The following is a 17,360-nucleotide window of genomic DNA, read 5'->3' on the forward strand; positions in this document are numbered from 1 at the left end:
CCCTGCTGAGACCGCGGTCACGGGCGGACGGCCGTCGTCGCGCGATCGCGCGTCGTCAGGTCGGTGTGCGTGGCGGCCGAGCGCCACCCGTCGGCGGCCAGGATGTCGCGGATCGCCTCGCCCTGCCACTCTCCGTGCTCGAGGACGATGGTGCCGCCGGGATGGGCGAGGCGCAGACCCACCTGACTGAGCCGACGCACGGCATCCAGTCCGTCGGGACCGCCGTACAGCGCCGCGGGCGGGTCGTAGAGGCGCACTTCGGGGTCGCGCGGAATGGCGTCGTCGGGCACGTAGGGCGGGTTGGAGGCCACGACCGACACGGTGCCGTCGAGGTCGGCGAACGCGACCGCGAGATCCGCGAAGGCGAGGGTGAGGTTCTCGGCGCCGACGCGGGCATGGTTCAGCTTGGTCCAGATGAAGGCGTCGACCGAGTTCTCGGCGGCGAACACGCGCGAGTGGGGCACCTCGGTCGCCATCGCGAGGGCGATCGCCCCGCTACCGGTGCCGAGGTCCACCGCGATCGGGGACTCGGATGCCACGACACGGAGCGCGTCGATCGCGAGCTGGGCCACCATCTCTGTCTCGGGCCGGGGCACGAAGACACCCGGGCCGACGGCCAACTCGAGGGAGCGGAACGGTGCGACACCCGTCAGGTGCTGCAGCGGCTCGCGCTGGCAGCGCCGGTCGACGAGCGAGGCCAGTGCCGCGGCGGCGGCGGGCGGCATCCGGTCTCCGCGGACGGCTGCGGCCTGCACTCCCCCGCGCGACGTGTCGAGCACGTGGGCCACGAGCAGCTCGGCATCGACCTGGGCATCGGGGATGCCGGCCACTCCGAATCGGCGGGCGGTCTCGCGGACGACGTCGCCGACGAGGGCGTGGGAAATGGGGGGCGGGGGCGTCTCGAGCATGACGGGGCCCCAGCTTAGTAGCGGGACGTCATACACAGAACCGGCCCCGGACGGCTCGCCTAGGATGATCGCGTTCTGACCGACGGCGAAAGGCGCCCCATGCCCGGCATTCACCCCGACATCACCTCCGCGTTCGGCGACACCCCCCTCGTGCGGTTGAACCGCGTCGCGGAGGGGACCGAAGCGCAGATCCTGCTGAAGCTGGAGTTCTACAACCCGGCCTCCAGCGTCAAGGACCGTCTGGGCATCGCGATCGTCGACGCGGCCGAGGCGTCGGGTGAATTGAAGCCCGGGGGCACCATCGTGGAATCCACCAGCGGTAACACGGGCATCGCCCTCGCGATGGTCGGCGCGGCCCGCGGCTACCGGGTCATCCTCACCATGCCCGCCTCGATGTCGAAGGAGCGCCGCATCCTGCTCAAGGCGTTCGGCGCCGAGCTCGTGCTCACCGACCCCACCAAGGGCATGTCGTACGCCGTCGACGAGGCCAAGCGCATCGTGTCCGAGACGCCGGGTGCCGTCTGGGCACGGCAGTTCGAGAACGAGGCCAACCCGGCCATCCACCGCCGCACGACGGCCGAGGAGATCCTGCGCGACACCGACGGCAAGGTCGACTACTTCGTCGCCGGAATCGGCACGGGCGGCACCATCACCGGCGTCGGTCAGGTGCTCAAGGAGCGGGTCCCCGGCGTGCAGATCGTGGCGGTCGAGCCGGCCGACTCTCCGATCCTCACCAAGGGCCACCCCGGGCCGCACAAGATCCAGGGCATCGGTCCCAACTTCGTGCCCGCGATCCTCGACCGCGACATCCTCGACGAGGTCATCGACGTCGAATTCGACGACGCCATCCGCCTCGCCCGCGAGACGGCCGCCAAAGACGGCATCCTCGTCGGCATGTCGTCGGGTGCGGCCATCTGGGCAGCGCTCGAGGTCGCCCGTCGCCCCGAGGCCGCGGGAAAGAACATCGTCGTGATCATCCCGTCGTACGGCGAGCGCTACCTCTCGACGGCGCTGTACGAGCACCTGCGCGAAGACTGACGGTGGGGGTCTTCTCCCGCATCCGCGAAGACATCTCCTCCGCCAAACTCCGCGACCCCGCGGCGCGCAGTGCGCTCGAGATCGCTCTGTTGTACCCGGGCCTGCACGCCGTCTGGTCCTACCGCGTCGCCCACCGTCTGTGGCGGCGGGGTCTGCGGTTTCCGGCGCGGGCCCTGTCGCAGGTGACCCGCTGGCTCACCGGCGTCGAAATCCACCCCGGCGCGACGATCGGGCGGCGCTTCTTCATCGACCACGGCATGGGTGTCGTCGTCGGCGAGACAGCCGAGGTGGGTGACGACGTGATGCTGTACCACGGCGTCACCCTCGGCGGCCGGCAGCGCGAGGGCGGCAAACGCCACCCCACCCTCGGCGACGGAGTCGCCGTCGGTGCGGGAGCGAAGATCCTCGGACCGGTCACCATCGGTGCGCGAAGCGCCGTCGGGGCGAACGCCGTCGTGACCCGCGACGCGCCCGACGACAGCGTGCTGGTCGGCGTTCCCGCCCGCGCGCGCTCGCGTCGGAACGGCGAGGACACCCGGGCGCTGCTCACCGCTCCGGAGTACTCGATCTGACGTCACCGCCCCGCGCGACTCCCCTTCCGGGTGGTCGCGCGGGGCAGGACGTGGTCTCCGCGCGATCGGAGACGCGAGGCGGGCGACACGGTGTTCGCGATCGTGGTCATCGCGAGGCGGATGGTCGCGTCCCCGAGTCCCGAGAGCAGGGATTCCGCGCGGCGGAGGTGTCAGACCGAGAGACGGTTCTCGCTCGCGGCGAGATGGTCGTAGCCGGGCTCGCGCAGCATCTCGTGCAGGTGCCGGCGCCTGACCCCCATGTTCCCGCCATCGTAGATGGGCAGGCACAGCACGTCTTGCATGATGCCGCCGAGGTGCGAACGGTCCCCATAGGAGTCGACGCCTACGAGGCGCATCGCGTCGTAGACGGTCTGCACCGACAGCTCGGAGTTGTAGATCTTGGCCATGTTGGACAGCTCCCGGTCTCGTCCGCCGGTCTTGTCGAAGTGGTCGGCGGCCTTCCATGCGAAATAGCGGCCGACCTCGATGCGCGTCTTGATGTCGGCCAGCATGTATCCGGCGTTCTGGTGCTCGATGACCGGAACGCTCCCCGACCGCTTCTCGGTCGTGACGAAGTCGTAGGAGATCTCGAACGCGCGGCGCATCTTGCCGACAGCGGCCGCTGCGATACTCGAGCAGGTCCACGAGAACGCGCCCTTGGTCAGCTGCATGCCGTCGCCGGGAGCGCCGATCAGGTTCGACAACGGCACACGTACGTCGGTGAACTCGACCACGGGCGAGTTCGTCGCGAGATGGCCGAAGGTGTCGATGATGCCGGTGATCTCGACACCGGGTGTGCCCTTCTCGACGACGATGATCGCAAGCGACTCCGCCGGCGGCTTGGTGTCGTCGATCCGGCATACCACGCTGATGATGTCGGCGCCCTGGTCGTCCCATCCCGAGGCGTTGGTCGTGTAGGCCTTGCGTCCGTTGATGACCCACTCGTCGCCGTCGCGCACCGCGAACGTCTGCACGCCGTATCTCGGATCGGGGTGGTCGAAATTCGCCCCACCCGCCGCTTCGGTGAAGGCGATCGCCGCGAGTGCCGGGCTCCCGTCGACGAACGGTGCGAGGAAGCGTTCCTTCTGCTCGGGCGTACCCGCGGTGATGATGGGGAACACCCCGAGGCCGGTGCCCAGCACGATGGTGGGGGTGTTGATCTCGACGCGGGCGAGCTCTTCGCACGCGAGGGCGAACTGCAGGTTCGTGAAACGGTGACCGCCGTTCTCGGTCGGGATGAGACCCTTCACGAATCCGGCATCCACCATCCGCTGGTAGAAGGGCTTCAGCGCACGGAATCGGCCGAGCGGGTCGGGGATCGGCGCGATGGCGGCGTCGACACCGCTCAAGACGGTGTCGGCGAACTCGCGGGCCTGCAAGCGGAGGCCGAGCTGTTCCTGGGACAACGTGAAATCGATGGGCATGTGTGATTCGCTCCAGTTCTCTCGGGTGAGGTCTGGGTAGCGTCGCAGGGCGGATCCGTCGCGATCTTGGACGACAGTGCCGTCGAACCAGGACGAGAGTGCAGGGTCTGCGGGTGTGCGCGCTTGGTTACCACCCCGAAACCGACCACGGCCGAGCGGGAAACACGGGGTTGGTCTGCTGTCGTCATCGACCATCCGCGGAGTGCGCGGCTGACGAGTGCCGCAGGAAGGGAGGCCGCCGGTGCCCCGGTGGAACACGATCGACCGCCCCGTCTCGGAGCAGTACGCGTACTGGCGCGAAGTGGTGTGCGCGGCGTTCACGCCCCTGCGTCCCGCCGCGCGCGGCTCGCGCGACGCGTGGAGCCAGCGGGGGCTCGACGGCCGCGTCGACACCCACCCCTTCGGCTCGTCCAACGGCGCCGAGATCCAGACCTGCGAACAGGTCATCCACCACGGCCCCGACGAGGTGCGCCGGGTGACGGAGGAGGTCGTGTTCGTCAACCTCATGCTGAACGGCCGGTGCGTCGTGACGCAGGGCGACCGGCGCAGCATGTCGGGTCCGGGCACGTTCTCGATCGTGGATGCCACCCGCCCGTTCGACCTCGACTACCTCGACCCGTGGCGTGCGATCTCGTTCCGCGTGCCGACCGCACAGGTGCCCGGCCGTCTCGGCGAGGACATGACCGCGCGCGCGTACTCCTCGGGTTCCGGTCTGGGGGCGGTGGTCGCCGACACCATGCGTGCGGCATGGGCGCAGGCGCCCGCGCTGAGCGGACCCGAAGCCGATGCCGCAGGAGCGGCGGTCGCCTCGCTCACCGCCGCTCTGTCGCGTACCTGCCCCGCCGACGCGCCGGGAATGGAGGCAGGTGGCGCTCACGCGCTGCGTCGGAGCATCGAGCACCACCTGGAACGGCACGTGCGCTACGCCGACACCTCGCCGAGCGCCATCGCCCGGCACTTCGCGATCTCGGTACGCAAGCTCCATCAGCTGTACGAAGACGCGCCGCTCACCTACGGACAGACGGTCATGCGCATCCGGGTGCACGGCTGCGCCGAGGCTCTGCTGACCACGCGGGGGCGCCCGACGCTCACGCATCTCGCCGCCGAGTGGGGGTTCAGCGACCTGTCGCACCTGAACCGGGCGTTCCGTCACCATCTCGGCGAGTCCCCCCGCGAGCACCTCGCCCGGCACGCCTGAACCGCGCCGCCGCACGCCTACGCTCGAAGGGTGACCGAGCTGCACGAGATCCCCGCCACCGATACGGCGGCAGCCCTGCGTCGCGGCGACCTCTCGCCCCGCGAGGTCGCGGCGCACTACCTCGCCAGGATCGAGGGGCGTCGCTTCCTCGGGGCGTTCGCCGAGGTCACGGCCGACGGGGCTTTGGAGCGAGCGGATGCCGTGGCATCCTCGACCTCACGGGGTTCGCTGTACGGATTGCCGCTGGCCGACAAGGATCTCGTCGCCCGCGCCGGTGTGCCGACCCGCTACGGGTCGCTCGCTCGCGTCGACCACGTGCCGACGGCATCCGATCCCCTCGCGCGGGCACTGGATGCGGCCGGCGCGGTCAACCTGGGCAAGACCGCCACGAGTGAGTTCGGTCTCACCGGCTACACCGAACCGCGCACCGCTCCCCCCGCGCGCGACCCGTGGAATCCCGAGAACGGTGCGGGCGGTTCCAGCGGCGGAGCCGCGGTCGCGGTCGCCGCGGGACTGCTGCCGTTCGCCGTCGCGTCCGACGGCGGGGGATCGATCCGCATCCCGGCCGCCACCGTCGGCGTCGTCGGGGTGAAGCCCTCGCGCGGACGACTGCCGCTCGGCTCGGGGTTCGACTCCCCCGACGGCCTCGCCGTGACGGGGCCGCTCGCGCGGACGGTCGCCGATGCGGCTCTGCTGCTCGACGCGCTGGTCGGTCTCGCACCGTTCGCCTATGCCACCCGGGCCTCCGGTGACGGGCCGTTCCTCACCGCCGCGACGCGCGCGCCCGGGCCGCTACGGCTCGGCGTGACGACCGTGTCACCGTGGGACGACGCCGAGGACATCCGCCTGCATCCCGACGCCCGCGCGGCGCTGGAGGCGGCCGTCGGGGCTCTCGCCGGGGAGGGCCACGTCGTCGACGACGTGCACTGGCGCCCGCGCGGGTACGCCGAGCTGTTCGGCGTACTGTGGCGCGCGAGCGCCGCACGCATCCCGCTCAGCGACGCCGACCTCGAGGTCGTCGAGCCGCTGACGGCCTGGCTCGTGCGCGAAGGCCGCGGGCTGGCGGCATCCGATCTGCTGGGCGCGCTGGCCGCCGCGCGCGTGTTCGAGCGCGAGACGATCACCGCCTTCTCCCGGTTCGACGCCGTGCTCACGCCCGCACTCGCCCTGCCCCCGCAGCGTGTCGGCTGGTACGACGGGCACGGTCCCGAGCGCACGTTCGCGATGCAGGTCGAGTACGCGCCGTATTCGAGCTTCGTCAATGTGGCGGGACTTCCGGCGCTGGTGTTGCCGTTCACCCGCGATGCGAGCGGTCATCCGGTGTCGGTGCAGGTGGTCGGGCGGCCGGGCGGCGAGGCGACGATCCTGTCGCTGGCTGCGCAGCTCGAGGCCGCGCGTGGGCCGATGCCCCACCCACCAGGCTGGGGCATCTGACCGCCTCAGCGCGTCACGAACGTCGGACTCCCCCCGCGTCACGGCGTCGAGCGCCGCGCGAAGTCCTGCGTCGTGTCCGGGCGGACGCTCCGTCGGCGCGAGCGACGACGAGGAGGCGTTCCTCGCGACCGGTGCGGGAAGGCTCAGCCGTCGGCGAGGGCGGCGAGCCGCGCCTCTTCGTCGGCGGTGATCGCCGACTCGATGATCGGTCCGAGGGCACCGTCCATCACCTGGTCGAGGTTGTACGCCTTGTAGCCGGTGCGATGGTCGGCGATCCGGTTCTCGGGGAAGTTGTAGGTGCGGATGCGCTCGGAGCGGTCCATGCCGCGGATCTGCGACTTCCGCGCGTCGGCGGCGACCGCGTCGCGCTCCTCCTGCTGCTTGGCGAGCAGGCGTGCGCGCAGCACGCGCATACCGGCCTCGCGGTTCTGCAGCTGCGACTTCTCGTTCTGCATCGACACGACGATGCCCGTGGGCACGTGCGTGATGCGCACCGCGGAATCGGTGGTGTTGACCGACTGACCGCCGGGACCCGACGAGCGGAAGACGTCGATCTTGAGGTCGTTGGGGTCGATGCCGACCTCTTCGGGCTCGTCGACCTCGGGGAAGACGAGCACGCCGGTCGTCGAGGTGTGGATGCGGCCCTGCGACTCCGTCGCCGGCACGCGCTGCACGCGGTGCACGCCGCCCTCGTACTTCAGGTGCGCCCACACGCCCTGCGCCGGGTCGCTCGACGAGCCCTTGATCGCGACCTGGACGTCTTTGTATCCGCCCAGATCGCTCTCGGTGCGCTCGAGCAGTTCGGTCTTCCATCCCATGGATGCCGCGTACTGCAGGTACATGCGGAGGAGATCGGCCGCGAACAGAGCACTCTCGGCGCCGCCCTCGCCGCCCTTGATCTCCATGATCACGTCGCGCGCGTCGTCGGGGTCGCGCGGGATGAGCAGACGGCGCAGACGCTCCTGCGTCTCGGCGACCCGTTGCTCCAGCCCCGGCACCTCGTCGGCGAACGCGTCGTCCTCGCGAGCGAGTTCGCGCGCGGCGTCCAGATCATCGGATGCCGAGACCCACGTCTCATGGGCCGAGACGATGCGCGACAGCTCGGCGTAGCGCCGATTGACGCGCTTCGCGCGTGCGGCGTCCGCGTGCACGGCCGGGTCGGAGAGCTCCTCCTGAACGGCTTTGTGCTCGTCGAGGAGCCCTCGGACCGAGTCGAACATCGCGGGCACCGACATCGCGCTGACGGCCCGGATCAGCGGATGCTGTTGTCGTCACCGCCGCGCGCGGGCGCCGGGATCGACTTCTGCATCTGCACGAGGAACTCGACGTTCGACTGCGTCTCTTTGAGCTTGCCGAGCACGACCTCGAGGGCCTGCTGAGGCTCGAGACCGGCCAGAGCGCGGCGGAGCTTCCAGGTGATCTTGACCTCGTCGTTCGACAGCAGCATCTCTTCGCGGCGAGTGCTCGACGCGTTGACGTCGACGGCCGGGAAGATGCGCTTGTCGGCGAGCTGGCGGTTCAGGCGCAGCTCGCTGTTGCCGGTGCCCTTGAACTCCTCGAAGATCACGTCATCCATCTTCGAACCGGTCTCCACCAGGGCGGTGGCGAGGATGGTGAGCGATCCGCCGTTCTCGATGTTGCGCGCGGCACCGAAGAAGCGCTTGGGCGGGTACAGCGCCGACGCGTCGACGCCACCGGAGAGCACACGGCCCGAGGTGGGCGCGGCGAGGTTGTACGCGCGACCCAGACGGGTGATCGAGTCGAGCAGCACGACGACGTCGCGGCCGAGCTCGACCAGACGCTTCGCACGCTCGATGGCGAGCTCGGCGACCGTGGTGTGGTCTTCGGCGGGTCGGTCGAACGTCGAGGCGATGACCTCGCCGCGAACGGTGCGCTGCATGTCGGTGACCTCTTCGGGGCGCTCGTCGACGAGCACGACCATGAGGTGGACCTCGGGGTTGTTCGTGGCGATCGCATTGGCGATCTGCTGCAGCACGATGGTCTTGCCGGCCTTCGGGGGCGCGACGATCAGGCCGCGCTGGCCCTTGCCGACCGGGGCCACCAGGTCGATGATGCGCTGCGTGAGCTTCTCGGGTCCGGTCTCGAGGCGCAGGCGTTCCTGCGGGTACAGGGGGGTGAGGTTGTTGAACTCCACGCGCGCGGCGGCGTCGTCGACCGACAGGCCGTTGATCGAGTCGACCTGCACGAGCGCGTTGTACTTCTGGCGCCCCTGCTGCTCGCCCTCGCGCGGCTGCTTGATGGCACCGACGACGGCGTCGCCCTTGCGCAGGTTGTACTTCTTGACCTGGCCGAGCGAGACGTAGACGTCGCTCGGGCCGGGCAGGTAGCCGGTGGTGCGCACGAACGCGTAGTTGTCGAGCACGTCGAGCACTCCGGCGATGGGGACGAGCACGTCGTCCTCGCCGATCTCGGTCTCGAACTCGTCGCCCGTGGTGGTCTGACCGCGGCGCTTGTTGCGCTGACGGTTGCGGCTGTTCGCCGCACCCTGCTGCTGCTGGGCCTGCTGGCCGCTCTGCTGCGCGTTGTCGCGCTGCGAGGCGCCGCCCTGCTGGCCGTTCTCGCGCTGACCGTTGTCACGCTGGCCGTTGTCGCGCTGACCGTTGTCGCGCTGGCCATTGTCGCGCTGACCGTTGTCGCGCTGACCGTTGTCGCGCTGGCCATTTTCGCGCGGGGAGCCCTGCTGTGCGTTGTCACGCTGCGATGCGCCCTGCTGGCCCCCGTCGCGCTGGGCACCCTGCGTGGGCGCCTCGGCGTCGTCGGAGCCGGCCTCGGCCTTCTCGGCCGCGGCGTCGGGCTTGTTGCGGTTCCGGTTGCGCGAACGGCTCCGGCCACGACCGCGAGCAGGGGTCTCGTCGGACTGCTCGGCGTTGTCGGCGGCGGCGTTCTCGGCGGCGGCGGCGTTCTCTCCGTCGTTCGCGTCGGCCTCGGCCACGGGCTCCGACGCATCGGAGGCACCGGCCTCTTCGACGGCGACGTCCGCAGACGGTGCGTCGGCGGTCGGCGCGTCGGTCGTCTCGGCGACGACGGGCAGGTCGGCGGCGGTTGCGGAGTCGTCGGCGACATCGGCCGCGGTCGTGACGGGAGTGGTCGGCGTCTCATCCGTGGCGGCGTCGGCGACGGGAGCGTCGGCGGCCTCGGTGGCGGTCGCCTCGGCGGCAGCGGCTTCGGCTGCGGCGGCTTCGGCGGCGGCTGCGGCCTTCTCCTTGGCGGTGGCGGTCGTCGCACGACGGGGTGCGCGCTTGCGCGGGGCACGTGCGGGCTTCTCCGCCGGCGCGGCCTCTTCCGCGGGTGCGGTCTCGGCAGCGGTCTCGGCAGCCTGCTCAGCCGCGGAGGCGGCCTCGGCGGATGCCGTCTCGTCCGTGGCGGCGGCGTCCGCGGCCGGGGCGTCGGCGACGATGATGTCGTCGGCGAAGAGCGCCTCGGGCTGCGCATCGTCGGCCGCGGTGTCCGGGGCGTCCGTGCCCTCGGTCTGCGCGGTGTCGAGCGTGTTCTGCTCGGTGTCGGTGTGCGGCGTATCGGTGCCCTGCGCGTCAGCAGTGAGCTGCTCTTCGGCGGGGATCTCGGCGCCCTCGGGCGCGTCGACGGAATGGGTCTCGGAGATGGACTCCACGAGTGCTCCTCAGAATGAAACGTGTCAGATCGCGCTTCGCCGTGCAGATCGCAGACGAAGAGACACCAGCGGTTCGGGAGATTGCAGCCGATACCGGGTTCGCGATGTGTTGCGGATTTCGCAGGTGGTGCAGAGGCTCAGATTCGCGAAGTTACGCGGAACCCTCTGCGTTTTTCACTGTACCACCCTTGACGTCGACGGCGAGCATGAGCGCCTGCCACGGGGTGTCGACCACGGATGCCATGACATCAGCGGCCTCGAGTCGCTGCCCGGGGCCGTCGGCGAGCACCAGAACGCTGGGGCCCGCCCCGGAGACGACGGCCGCGTAGCCCTCGGCGCGGAGCGCCCGCACGAGTCGGTCGGTCTCGGGCATGGCCTGCGCACGGTAGTTCTGGTGCAGCTTGTCTTCGGTCGCCGCCATGAGCAGTTCGGGGCTCTGCGTCATCGCCGCGATGAGCAGGGCCGAGCGCGAGACGTTGAAAACCGCGTCCTCGCGCGGGACCTGCAGCGGCTGCAGGCTTCGCGCGACGGCCGTCGACATCGTGAAGCTCGGCACGAACACCAGCGGTGACACGCCGCGATGGACGATCAGCTGCTTGTGCTGCGGGCCGGCGGCATCCATCCACGCGATCGTCAGACCGCCGAACAGGCCCGGCGCGACGTTGTCGGGGTGCCCCTCCAGCTCGGTGGCCAGGCGCAGCAGGTCGACGTCGCTGAAGACGACGTCGCCCTCGAGCAGACCCTTCGCGGCGAGGATGCCGGCGACCACGGCGGCCCCCGACGACCCCATGCCGCGCCCGTGCGGGATGACGTTGTGCGCGGTCAGCCGCAGGCCCGGGAGTGTGCGACCGACCGACGCGTACGTGTGCGCCATCGCGCGCACCACGAGGTGCGACGCGTCGCGCGGCACATCGGCCACGCCCTCGCCCGCGACCTCGATCTCGAGGCCGTCGCCTTCGAGCTGCTCGACGATGAGATCGTCGTAGACGCTCAGTGCCAAGCCGAGGGTGTCGAAGCCGGGACCGAGATTCGCGCTCGTGGCGGGAACGCGGACCGCGACTCGGCGACCGGGGCCTGAGCTCACGCGGTCACCGGCTGCAGGTCGAGCACCGAGGCGACCTCCGAAGTGGTCGCGTCGACGACGGTGGGCTTCACATCGGTGCCGTCGGCCTTGCGAAGCGCCCACTGCGGATCCTTGAGACCGTGACCGGTGACGGTGAGCACGACCTTCGCGCCGGCCGGGACGAACCCCGCCTCGGCGCGGTCGAGCAGGCCCGCGACGCTGATCGCCGAGGCGGGCTCGACGAAGACGCCGACCTCGCCGGCCAGGATCTTCTGCGCCTCGAGGATGCCGTCGTCGTCGATCGCGCCGAACCAGCCGTCGGTGGCGTCGCGCGCCTCGAGGGCGAGGTCCCACGACGCGGGGTTGCCGATGCGGATGGCACTGGCGATCGTCTCGGGGTTCTTCACGACCTCGCCGCGCACGAGAGGAGCGGAACCGGCGGCCTGGAAGCCGAACATGCGGGGCACGCGGGTGGCGACGCCGCGGGCGGCCTCTTCGCGGTAGCCGCGCGAGTAGGCGGTGTAGTTGCCGGCGTTACCCACGGGGATGAAGTGGAAGTCGGGCGCGTCGCCCAGCTGCTCGACGACTTCGTACGCCGCGGTCTTCTGACCCTCGATGCGGTCGGGGTTGACCGAGTTGACCAGGTGCACCGGGTAGTGGTCGGCGAGCTCGCGAGCGATTTCGAGACAGTCGTCGAAGTTGCCGCGGATCTGGATCAGACGACCATTGTGGGCGACCGCCTGACTCAGCTTGCCCATCGCGATCTTGCCCTCGGGCACGAGCACGGCGGCCGTGATGCCGGCGTGGGCGGCGTAGGCCGCGGCCGAGGCCGAGGTGTTGCCGGTCGAGGCGCAGATGACGGCCTTGGCCCCGTGCTCGACGGCGCGCGAGAGGGCGACGGTCATGCCGCGGTCCTTGAACGAGCCGGTGGGGTTCATGCCCTCGAACTTCACCCACACGTCGGCGCCGGTGCGGCGCGACAGTGCGGGAGCCGGGATGAGGGGGGTGCCGCCCTCGCCCAGGGTGACGACGGTGGAGGCGTCGGTGACGCCCAGACGGTCGGCGTATTCGCGGAGGACCCCGCGCCAGAGATGAGCCATGTTCAGTTCCCTTCCACGCGCAGCACGGAGACCACGCGCTCGACGACGCCGCTGGCGGCGAGACGCTCGACGGTCTCGCTCAGGTCCTGCTCGCGGGCTTTGTGTGTTCCGATGACCAGGCGGGCGGAGCCGCCGGTCTGAGTGTTCTCGTCGGCCTCGATGACGGTCTGCTCGACGGTCGCGATCGACACGCGACCCTCGCTCAGGATGCCGGCGACCGTGGCGAGCACGCCCGGTCGGTCATCGACCTCGAGCGTGATCTGATACCGCGTGATGACGCGCCCGATGGGCACGGCGGGGAGGTTGGCACGGGTCGACTCGCCCACGCCCACGCCTCCCGCGATGTGTCGACGCGCGGCGGAGACCACGTCGCCGAGCACGGCGGACGCCGTCTGAACGCCGCCGGCTCCGGCGCCGTAGAACATGAGGTCGCCTGCCGCCTCGGCCTGCACGAACACGGCGTTGTTCGCGCCGTGGACGCTCGCGAGCGGGTGCGCGCGGTCGACGAGCGCCGGGTACACGCGCACCGAGATCGACTCGGTGCCGCCGTCTTCGGCGGCGAGGCGCTCGCATACCGCGAGCAGCTTGATGACGTAGCCGGCGTGGCGGGCGGACTCGATCATCGCGGCGTCGACGGAGGTGATGCCCTCGCGGTGCACGGCATCCAGAGGAACCGTGGTGTGGAACGCGAGGCTCGCGAGGATCGCCGCCTTCTGCGCCGCGTCGTAGCCCTCGACATCGGCCGTGGGGTCGGCCTCGGCATAGCCGAGAGCCTGCGCCTGCGCGAGCACGTCGGCGAAGTCGGCGCCCTCGGTGTCCATGCGGTCGAGGATGTAGTTGGTGGTGCCGTTGACGATGCCCATGATCCGCACGACCCGGTCGCCGGCGAGCGAGTCGCGCAGGGGTCGGATGATGGGGATGGCCCCGGCGGCGGCGGCCTCGTAGTACACCTCGGCCCCGACCTGGTCGGCGGCTTCGAAGACCTCGGACCCATGGGTGGCCAGCAGCGCCTTGTTGGCGGTGACGACGTCCGCCCCGGAGGCGATGGCGTGCAGCACCTGCGTGCGCGCGGGCTCGATGCCGCCCATCAGCTCGATGACGATGTCGCTGCCGACGATGAGGGTCTCGGCGTCGGTGGTGAAGAGCTCGCGAGGAAGGTCGGCCTCGCGTTTGGCGTCGAGATTGCGCACCGCGATGCCGGCGAGTTCGAGTTTGGCGCCCGCGCGGTCGGCGAGCTCGTCGCCGTGCCTGAGCAGCAGGTCGGCGACCTGCGAGCCGACCGCGCCGGCGCCGAGGAGCGCCACGCGGAGCGTCCGGTAGTCGGTCATTCGGTGTCTCCGTGGGGTGTGTGGATCAGGGTGGATGCCGGGATGCCGGCGTCGCGGGCGAGCAGGTCGTCGACGGTCTCGCCGCGCACGATGACGCGCGCTCTGCCGTCGCGCACCGCGACGACGGGCGGACGCGGGGTGTAGTTGTAGTTGCTCGCGAGCGAGAAGCAGTAGGCGCCGGTCGCCGGCACGCCCAGCAGGTCACCGGGCGCGACGTCGGCAGGAAGGTATTCGGCATCCACGACGATGTCGCCCGACTCGCAGTGGCGTCCCACGACGCGCGTCAGCGCCGAGGACGCGCTGCTGACGCGTGAGACGACGCGCGCTGAGAAGTCGGCGCCGTAGAGGGCGGGGCGCGCGTTGTCGCTCATACCGCCGTCGACGCTGACGTACGTACGATCGAGGCCCTCGGCCGCCGTGACGGTCTTGACCGTGCCGACCTCGTACAGCGTCACGCCGGCCTGGCCCACGATGACGCGGCCGGGTTCGGTGGCGACGTCGGGCATGGGGATGCCGCGCACCGCGCACTCTTCGGCGATGGCGTCCAGGATGCCGTCGGCGATCTCTTCGATGGGCTTGGGGTCGTCGACGGACGTGTAGGAGATGCCGAAGCCGCCGCCGACGTTGAGGAGGGGGATCTCCCCTCCGGCGAGGAGGTCGGCGTGCAGGTCGACCAGGCGCGCGGCCGACTCCCGGAAGCCGGACGAGTCGAAGATCTGCGAACCGATGTGGGCGTGCAGTCCCACGAAGCGCAGGCTGGGGAGCTCGCGGATGCGGGCGACCGCGTCGGCCGCCCCCGAGAGCGAGAAGCCGAACTTCTGGTCTTCGTGCGCGGTCGCCAGGAACGCGTGCGTCTCGGCGTGGACGCCCGTGCGCACGCGCACGAGCACGGACTGCACGAGACCGCGGCGGTCGGCGATGGCGGCGAGGCGCTCGATCTCGATGGGGCTGTCGACCACGACCGAGCCGATGCCGACCTCGACCGCACGCTCGAGCTCGGAGACGCTCTTGTTGTTGCCGTGGAAGCCGAGTCGGGCGGGCTCCGCCCCTCCGGCCAGGGCCACCTCGAGCTCGCCGCGCGTGCAGACATCGACCGCGAGTCCCTCGTCGACGACCCACCGTACGACCTCCGCCGAGAGGAACGCCTTGCCTGCGTAGTAGACGCGAGCCCGGATGCCGTGGCGGGCGGCGGCCGACTCGAAAGCCGCGCGCGCACGACGGGCGTGGGCGCGCACCTCGTCTTCATCGAGGACGTAGAGCGGGGTGCCGAAACGGTCTCGGAGGTCGAAGACCGAGACTCCGCCGATCTCGACGGATCCGTCGTCGACGCGGCGGGCGGACGTGGGCCAGACGGGGGCGACGAGCTCATTCGCTTCGGCCGGGGCGACGAGCCACTCGGGCACGAGCGCGGAGTGCGAGGCGGACACAGGGGGACCAATCGGGTTTGCGGCGACGCGACGGCCGCGGATCACGGCTCCACCCCCGGCGGAGAGTCACGCGAGGGGTGGTCCTTGCAGTCTAGGGCACGGCGTATGCCGCTCCCTTCCTGTCCCGCCGCGTGCGCGAGGTCACCGGCGCTCGCCCGTCCCGCTCCGCCGGTGAGAGGCCGCGGTGGAGGCGTTCGTCCGCGGACGCAGAGTCGGGTGACGCCATGCGCCGTGTCGGATGAGACCACGGGCGATGCGAGAGAGCGGGAGGACGTGGTGCACGCGCCGGCGCCCGGCGAGTGCACGTCATCGCCATACGGTGTCGACGTGACGCCGCCTCCCCTTTCCCCCCTCGTCGTCGACGCCCTCGGGGTTCGCGTCGGCATCGACCCGTCGGGGCTGACGCCCACCGACCGCGACACCGTCGCGCGCGTCTGGGCGGATGCCCGAGTGGTCGACCCGGCTCCCGCGGAGGTCGTGGTCGCTCCGGTCTCGAGCGACCGCGACGGACAGACGCTGTCCGACCTGTCGGGCAGGGTGACCCAGGCAGCGATAGACGCGCGGCGGGGCGAATTGTGGATGCTGCACGCGGCCGGACTGGCCGCCTCCGACGGTGGCGTCGTCGTGCTCGTGGGACCCTCGGGCGCCGGCAAGACCACCGCCACCCGGCTGCTCGCACGGTCGTGGGGCTACGTCTCCGACGAGACGGTGGGGATCGAATCCGATGGCGGAGTCCGCGGCTACCGCAAACCGCTCTCGGTGATCACCGAGGGCAAGGGTTACAAGATCCAGCACGCGCCTCGCGACCTGGGGCTCCGACCGCTTCCGACCGCACCGCTGCGCGTGCGTCGCGTCGTACTCCTCGACCGCGACCGCGCCCACGCCCGGGCGCGCCTCGTACCCGTCCCCGCCTCCGACGCCCTGGTCCTCTTGGCACCCCACTCCAGCGCCCTCGCCTCGATGCCGCGTCCGTTGGGGGTCGTCATGAGCTCGCTGGCGCGGACCGGCGGCGCCCTCCGGGCCGAATACTCCGAGGCGGAGCAGCTGGTCGACCTCGTCGGCGACCTGATGGTCGAGGACCTCGACCGCCGGCCGGAGCCCGACGAGGCGTCGTCTGCCGCGGTCGTCTCCACACCTCCCTCGGGGGCGTCGCACGGTGGAGGGCGACGCTACCGGCGCGGTGCCGTGGTGGACTCGTGCCCCCTCCCTGACGGCCGATTGGCGGTGATGACCGGGGAGACCGACGGACGAGGCACGTTGCGCATCCTCGCCGGTGTCGCGCCCGCGATATTGCGCGCCGCCGACGACGCCACCCGAGACGACCTGCTGCGCGCGGCGACCGACGGGACACCCGACGACGAGGCAGCGCGCGCAGTCGATGGCATCCTGGACCAGCTCGTCGAAGCAGGGCTGCTCACCGTCACCAGCGGGTGACGCGCGACATCGCTTCTCTCAGCCGCAGGTGCCGTCGGCCTGCAGGCCCGGGTCGCTGACGATCGCGCCGGCGATGTCGAACGTCGCCACCAGATCCTGCCCCTGCACGGTCGCGGACGTCAGGGTCAGGCCCGCCGGCAGCCGGTCGGCGATGCAGAGACTGCGCGTCTGCACGAGCGTGTCGGCGACGCCGCCGAACTGGCCCCGCAGGGTGTCGGCGTCGATCACGTTGCCCGCCACCTGGAAGCCCGTCGGGGTGATCGTGAGGTCGCCCTCGGCGGCGCCGGGAGTGGCCGTCACCCCGACCGGGATGCCGATCCCGAACAACGTCAGGGTGGTCTCGAAACTGACGTCCGGTGCGGTGACCTCCACCGTTCCGGCGGGCAGATCGGGCAGCTGGGCGAGGAGCGCCCGCACCTGCTCCTGGTCGAGTCGCACCGAGGCGACTCCCCCGTCGGCCGCCGATCCAGCCGAGACCGGTACACCGCGCAGGTCGACGCGCACGTCGCCGGTGATCGGCCCCAGGGTGACGTCGTCGGAGGCGACGGCGACTTCGTCGAGGCGCCCAGCGAGCACCTGCGGCAGCACGAGGCCCGCCACCTGCACGTCGACGTCTTGATCGTCCGGGAGGCCGACGTTCGTCACGACGAGGGAGCGCACCGTGCTGGTCACGACCGAGCGCGCGATGTACTCGGCGGCGACGGCGGCCGCCGCCAGCAGCACGAGCACCACCACGATCACCGCGATCCAGCGGCCGGTCTTCCGGCCCGAGCGGCTGCTCGGCGTCGTGGCATCCGTCATCG

Annotated in this window: 14 protein-coding genes; 5 read left to right on the forward strand and 9 right to left on the reverse strand. The window is 71.0% G+C overall.

Translation table 11 applies throughout. The features are described from left to right. Positions 1–17: 17 nt before the first annotated feature. Positions 18–908 (reverse strand): peptide chain release factor N(5)-glutamine methyltransferase, encoded by an 891-nt coding sequence (prmC, locus tag FHS07_RS01465; protein ID WP_183418141.1) that lies wholly within the window; start codon positions 906–908, stop codon positions 18–20. Between the two features lie 99 nt (positions 909–1,007). Between prmC and cysK the strand changes: the two genes are divergently transcribed. Beyond that, positions 1,008–1,946: a cysteine synthase A gene (gene cysK / locus FHS07_RS01470; RefSeq protein ID WP_183418142.1), complete on the forward strand. Its 939-nt coding sequence runs from the start codon at positions 1,008–1,010 to the stop codon at positions 1,944–1,946. Positions 1,947–1,948: 2 nt separating this feature from the next. Next, entirely contained in the window at positions 1,949–2,518 is a 570-nt protein-coding gene (gene epsC / locus FHS07_RS01475) for a serine O-acetyltransferase EpsC (RefSeq protein ID WP_183418143.1), read from the forward strand. A gap of 170 nt (positions 2,519–2,688) precedes the next feature. Here the strand turns inward: epsC and FHS07_RS01480 are convergent, their stop codons facing one another. Then, positions 2,689–3,942 (reverse strand): acyl-CoA dehydrogenase family protein, encoded by a 1,254-nt coding sequence (locus tag FHS07_RS01480; RefSeq protein ID WP_183418144.1) that lies wholly within the window; start codon positions 3,940–3,942, stop codon positions 2,689–2,691. A 241-nt stretch (positions 3,943–4,183) separates the two neighbouring features. Here FHS07_RS01480 and FHS07_RS16760 point away from each other — a divergent pair, with 241 nt between their 5' ends. Then, entirely contained in the window at positions 4,184–5,140 is a 957-nt protein-coding gene (locus FHS07_RS16760; RefSeq protein ID WP_183418145.1) for an AraC-like ligand-binding domain-containing protein, read from the forward strand. Positions 5,141–5,170: 30 nt separating this feature from the next. Further along, positions 5,171–6,574, forward strand: a complete 1,404-nt coding sequence (locus tag FHS07_RS01490) for an amidase family protein (protein WP_183418146.1) — start codon at positions 5,171–5,173, stop codon at positions 6,572–6,574. A gap of 143 nt (positions 6,575–6,717) precedes the next feature. On the opposite strand, the gene prfA is transcribed toward FHS07_RS01490, so the two are convergent. From prfA to lysA, 6 genes are all read right to left on the reverse strand, one after another. Then, positions 6,718–7,794, reverse strand: coding sequence for a peptide chain release factor 1 (gene prfA / locus FHS07_RS01495; protein ID WP_183418147.1), 1,077 nt, complete (start codon positions 7,792–7,794; stop codon positions 6,718–6,720). Between the two features lie 32 nt (positions 7,795–7,826). Continuing rightward, on the reverse strand, positions 7,827–10,205 hold the full coding sequence (rho, locus tag FHS07_RS01500) for a transcription termination factor Rho (protein WP_343054575.1): 2,379 nt from the start codon (positions 10,203–10,205) through the stop codon (positions 7,827–7,829). A gap of 151 nt (positions 10,206–10,356) precedes the next feature. Beyond that, on the reverse strand, positions 10,357–11,289 hold the full coding sequence (gene thrB, locus FHS07_RS01505; RefSeq protein ID WP_183418148.1) for a homoserine kinase: 933 nt from the start codon (positions 11,287–11,289) through the stop codon (positions 10,357–10,359). Next, positions 11,286–12,368: a threonine synthase gene (gene thrC, locus FHS07_RS01510; protein ID WP_183418149.1), complete on the reverse strand. Its 1,083-nt coding sequence runs from the start codon at positions 12,366–12,368 to the stop codon at positions 11,286–11,288. Before thrC ends, thrB begins: the two co-directional genes overlap by 4 nt. Positions 12,369–12,370: 2 nt before the next feature. Next, positions 12,371–13,696, reverse strand: coding sequence for a homoserine dehydrogenase (locus tag FHS07_RS01515; protein ID WP_183418150.1), 1,326 nt, complete (start codon positions 13,694–13,696; stop codon positions 12,371–12,373). Then, positions 13,693–15,123, reverse strand: a complete 1,431-nt coding sequence (lysA, locus tag FHS07_RS01520) for a diaminopimelate decarboxylase (protein ID WP_183418151.1) — start codon at positions 15,121–15,123, stop codon at positions 13,693–13,695. Before lysA ends, FHS07_RS01515 begins: the two co-directional genes overlap by 4 nt. A gap of 327 nt (positions 15,124–15,450) precedes the next feature. Between lysA and FHS07_RS01525 the strand changes: the two genes are divergently transcribed. Further along, entirely contained in the window at positions 15,451–16,557 is a 1,107-nt protein-coding gene (locus FHS07_RS01525; RefSeq protein WP_183418152.1) for a hypothetical protein, read from the forward strand. Positions 16,558–16,575: 18 nt separating this feature from the next. Here FHS07_RS01525 and FHS07_RS01530 read toward each other — a convergent pair whose 3' ends face one another. Continuing rightward, positions 16,576–17,358, reverse strand: coding sequence for an LmeA family phospholipid-binding protein (locus FHS07_RS01530; protein WP_183418153.1), 783 nt, complete (start codon positions 17,356–17,358; stop codon positions 16,576–16,578). Positions 17,359–17,360: the final 2 nt, after the last annotated feature.

This window comes from Microbacterium proteolyticum (genome assembly GCF_014192415.1).
GTDB lineage: Bacteria > Actinomycetota > Actinomycetes > Actinomycetales > Microbacteriaceae > Microbacterium > Microbacterium proteolyticum.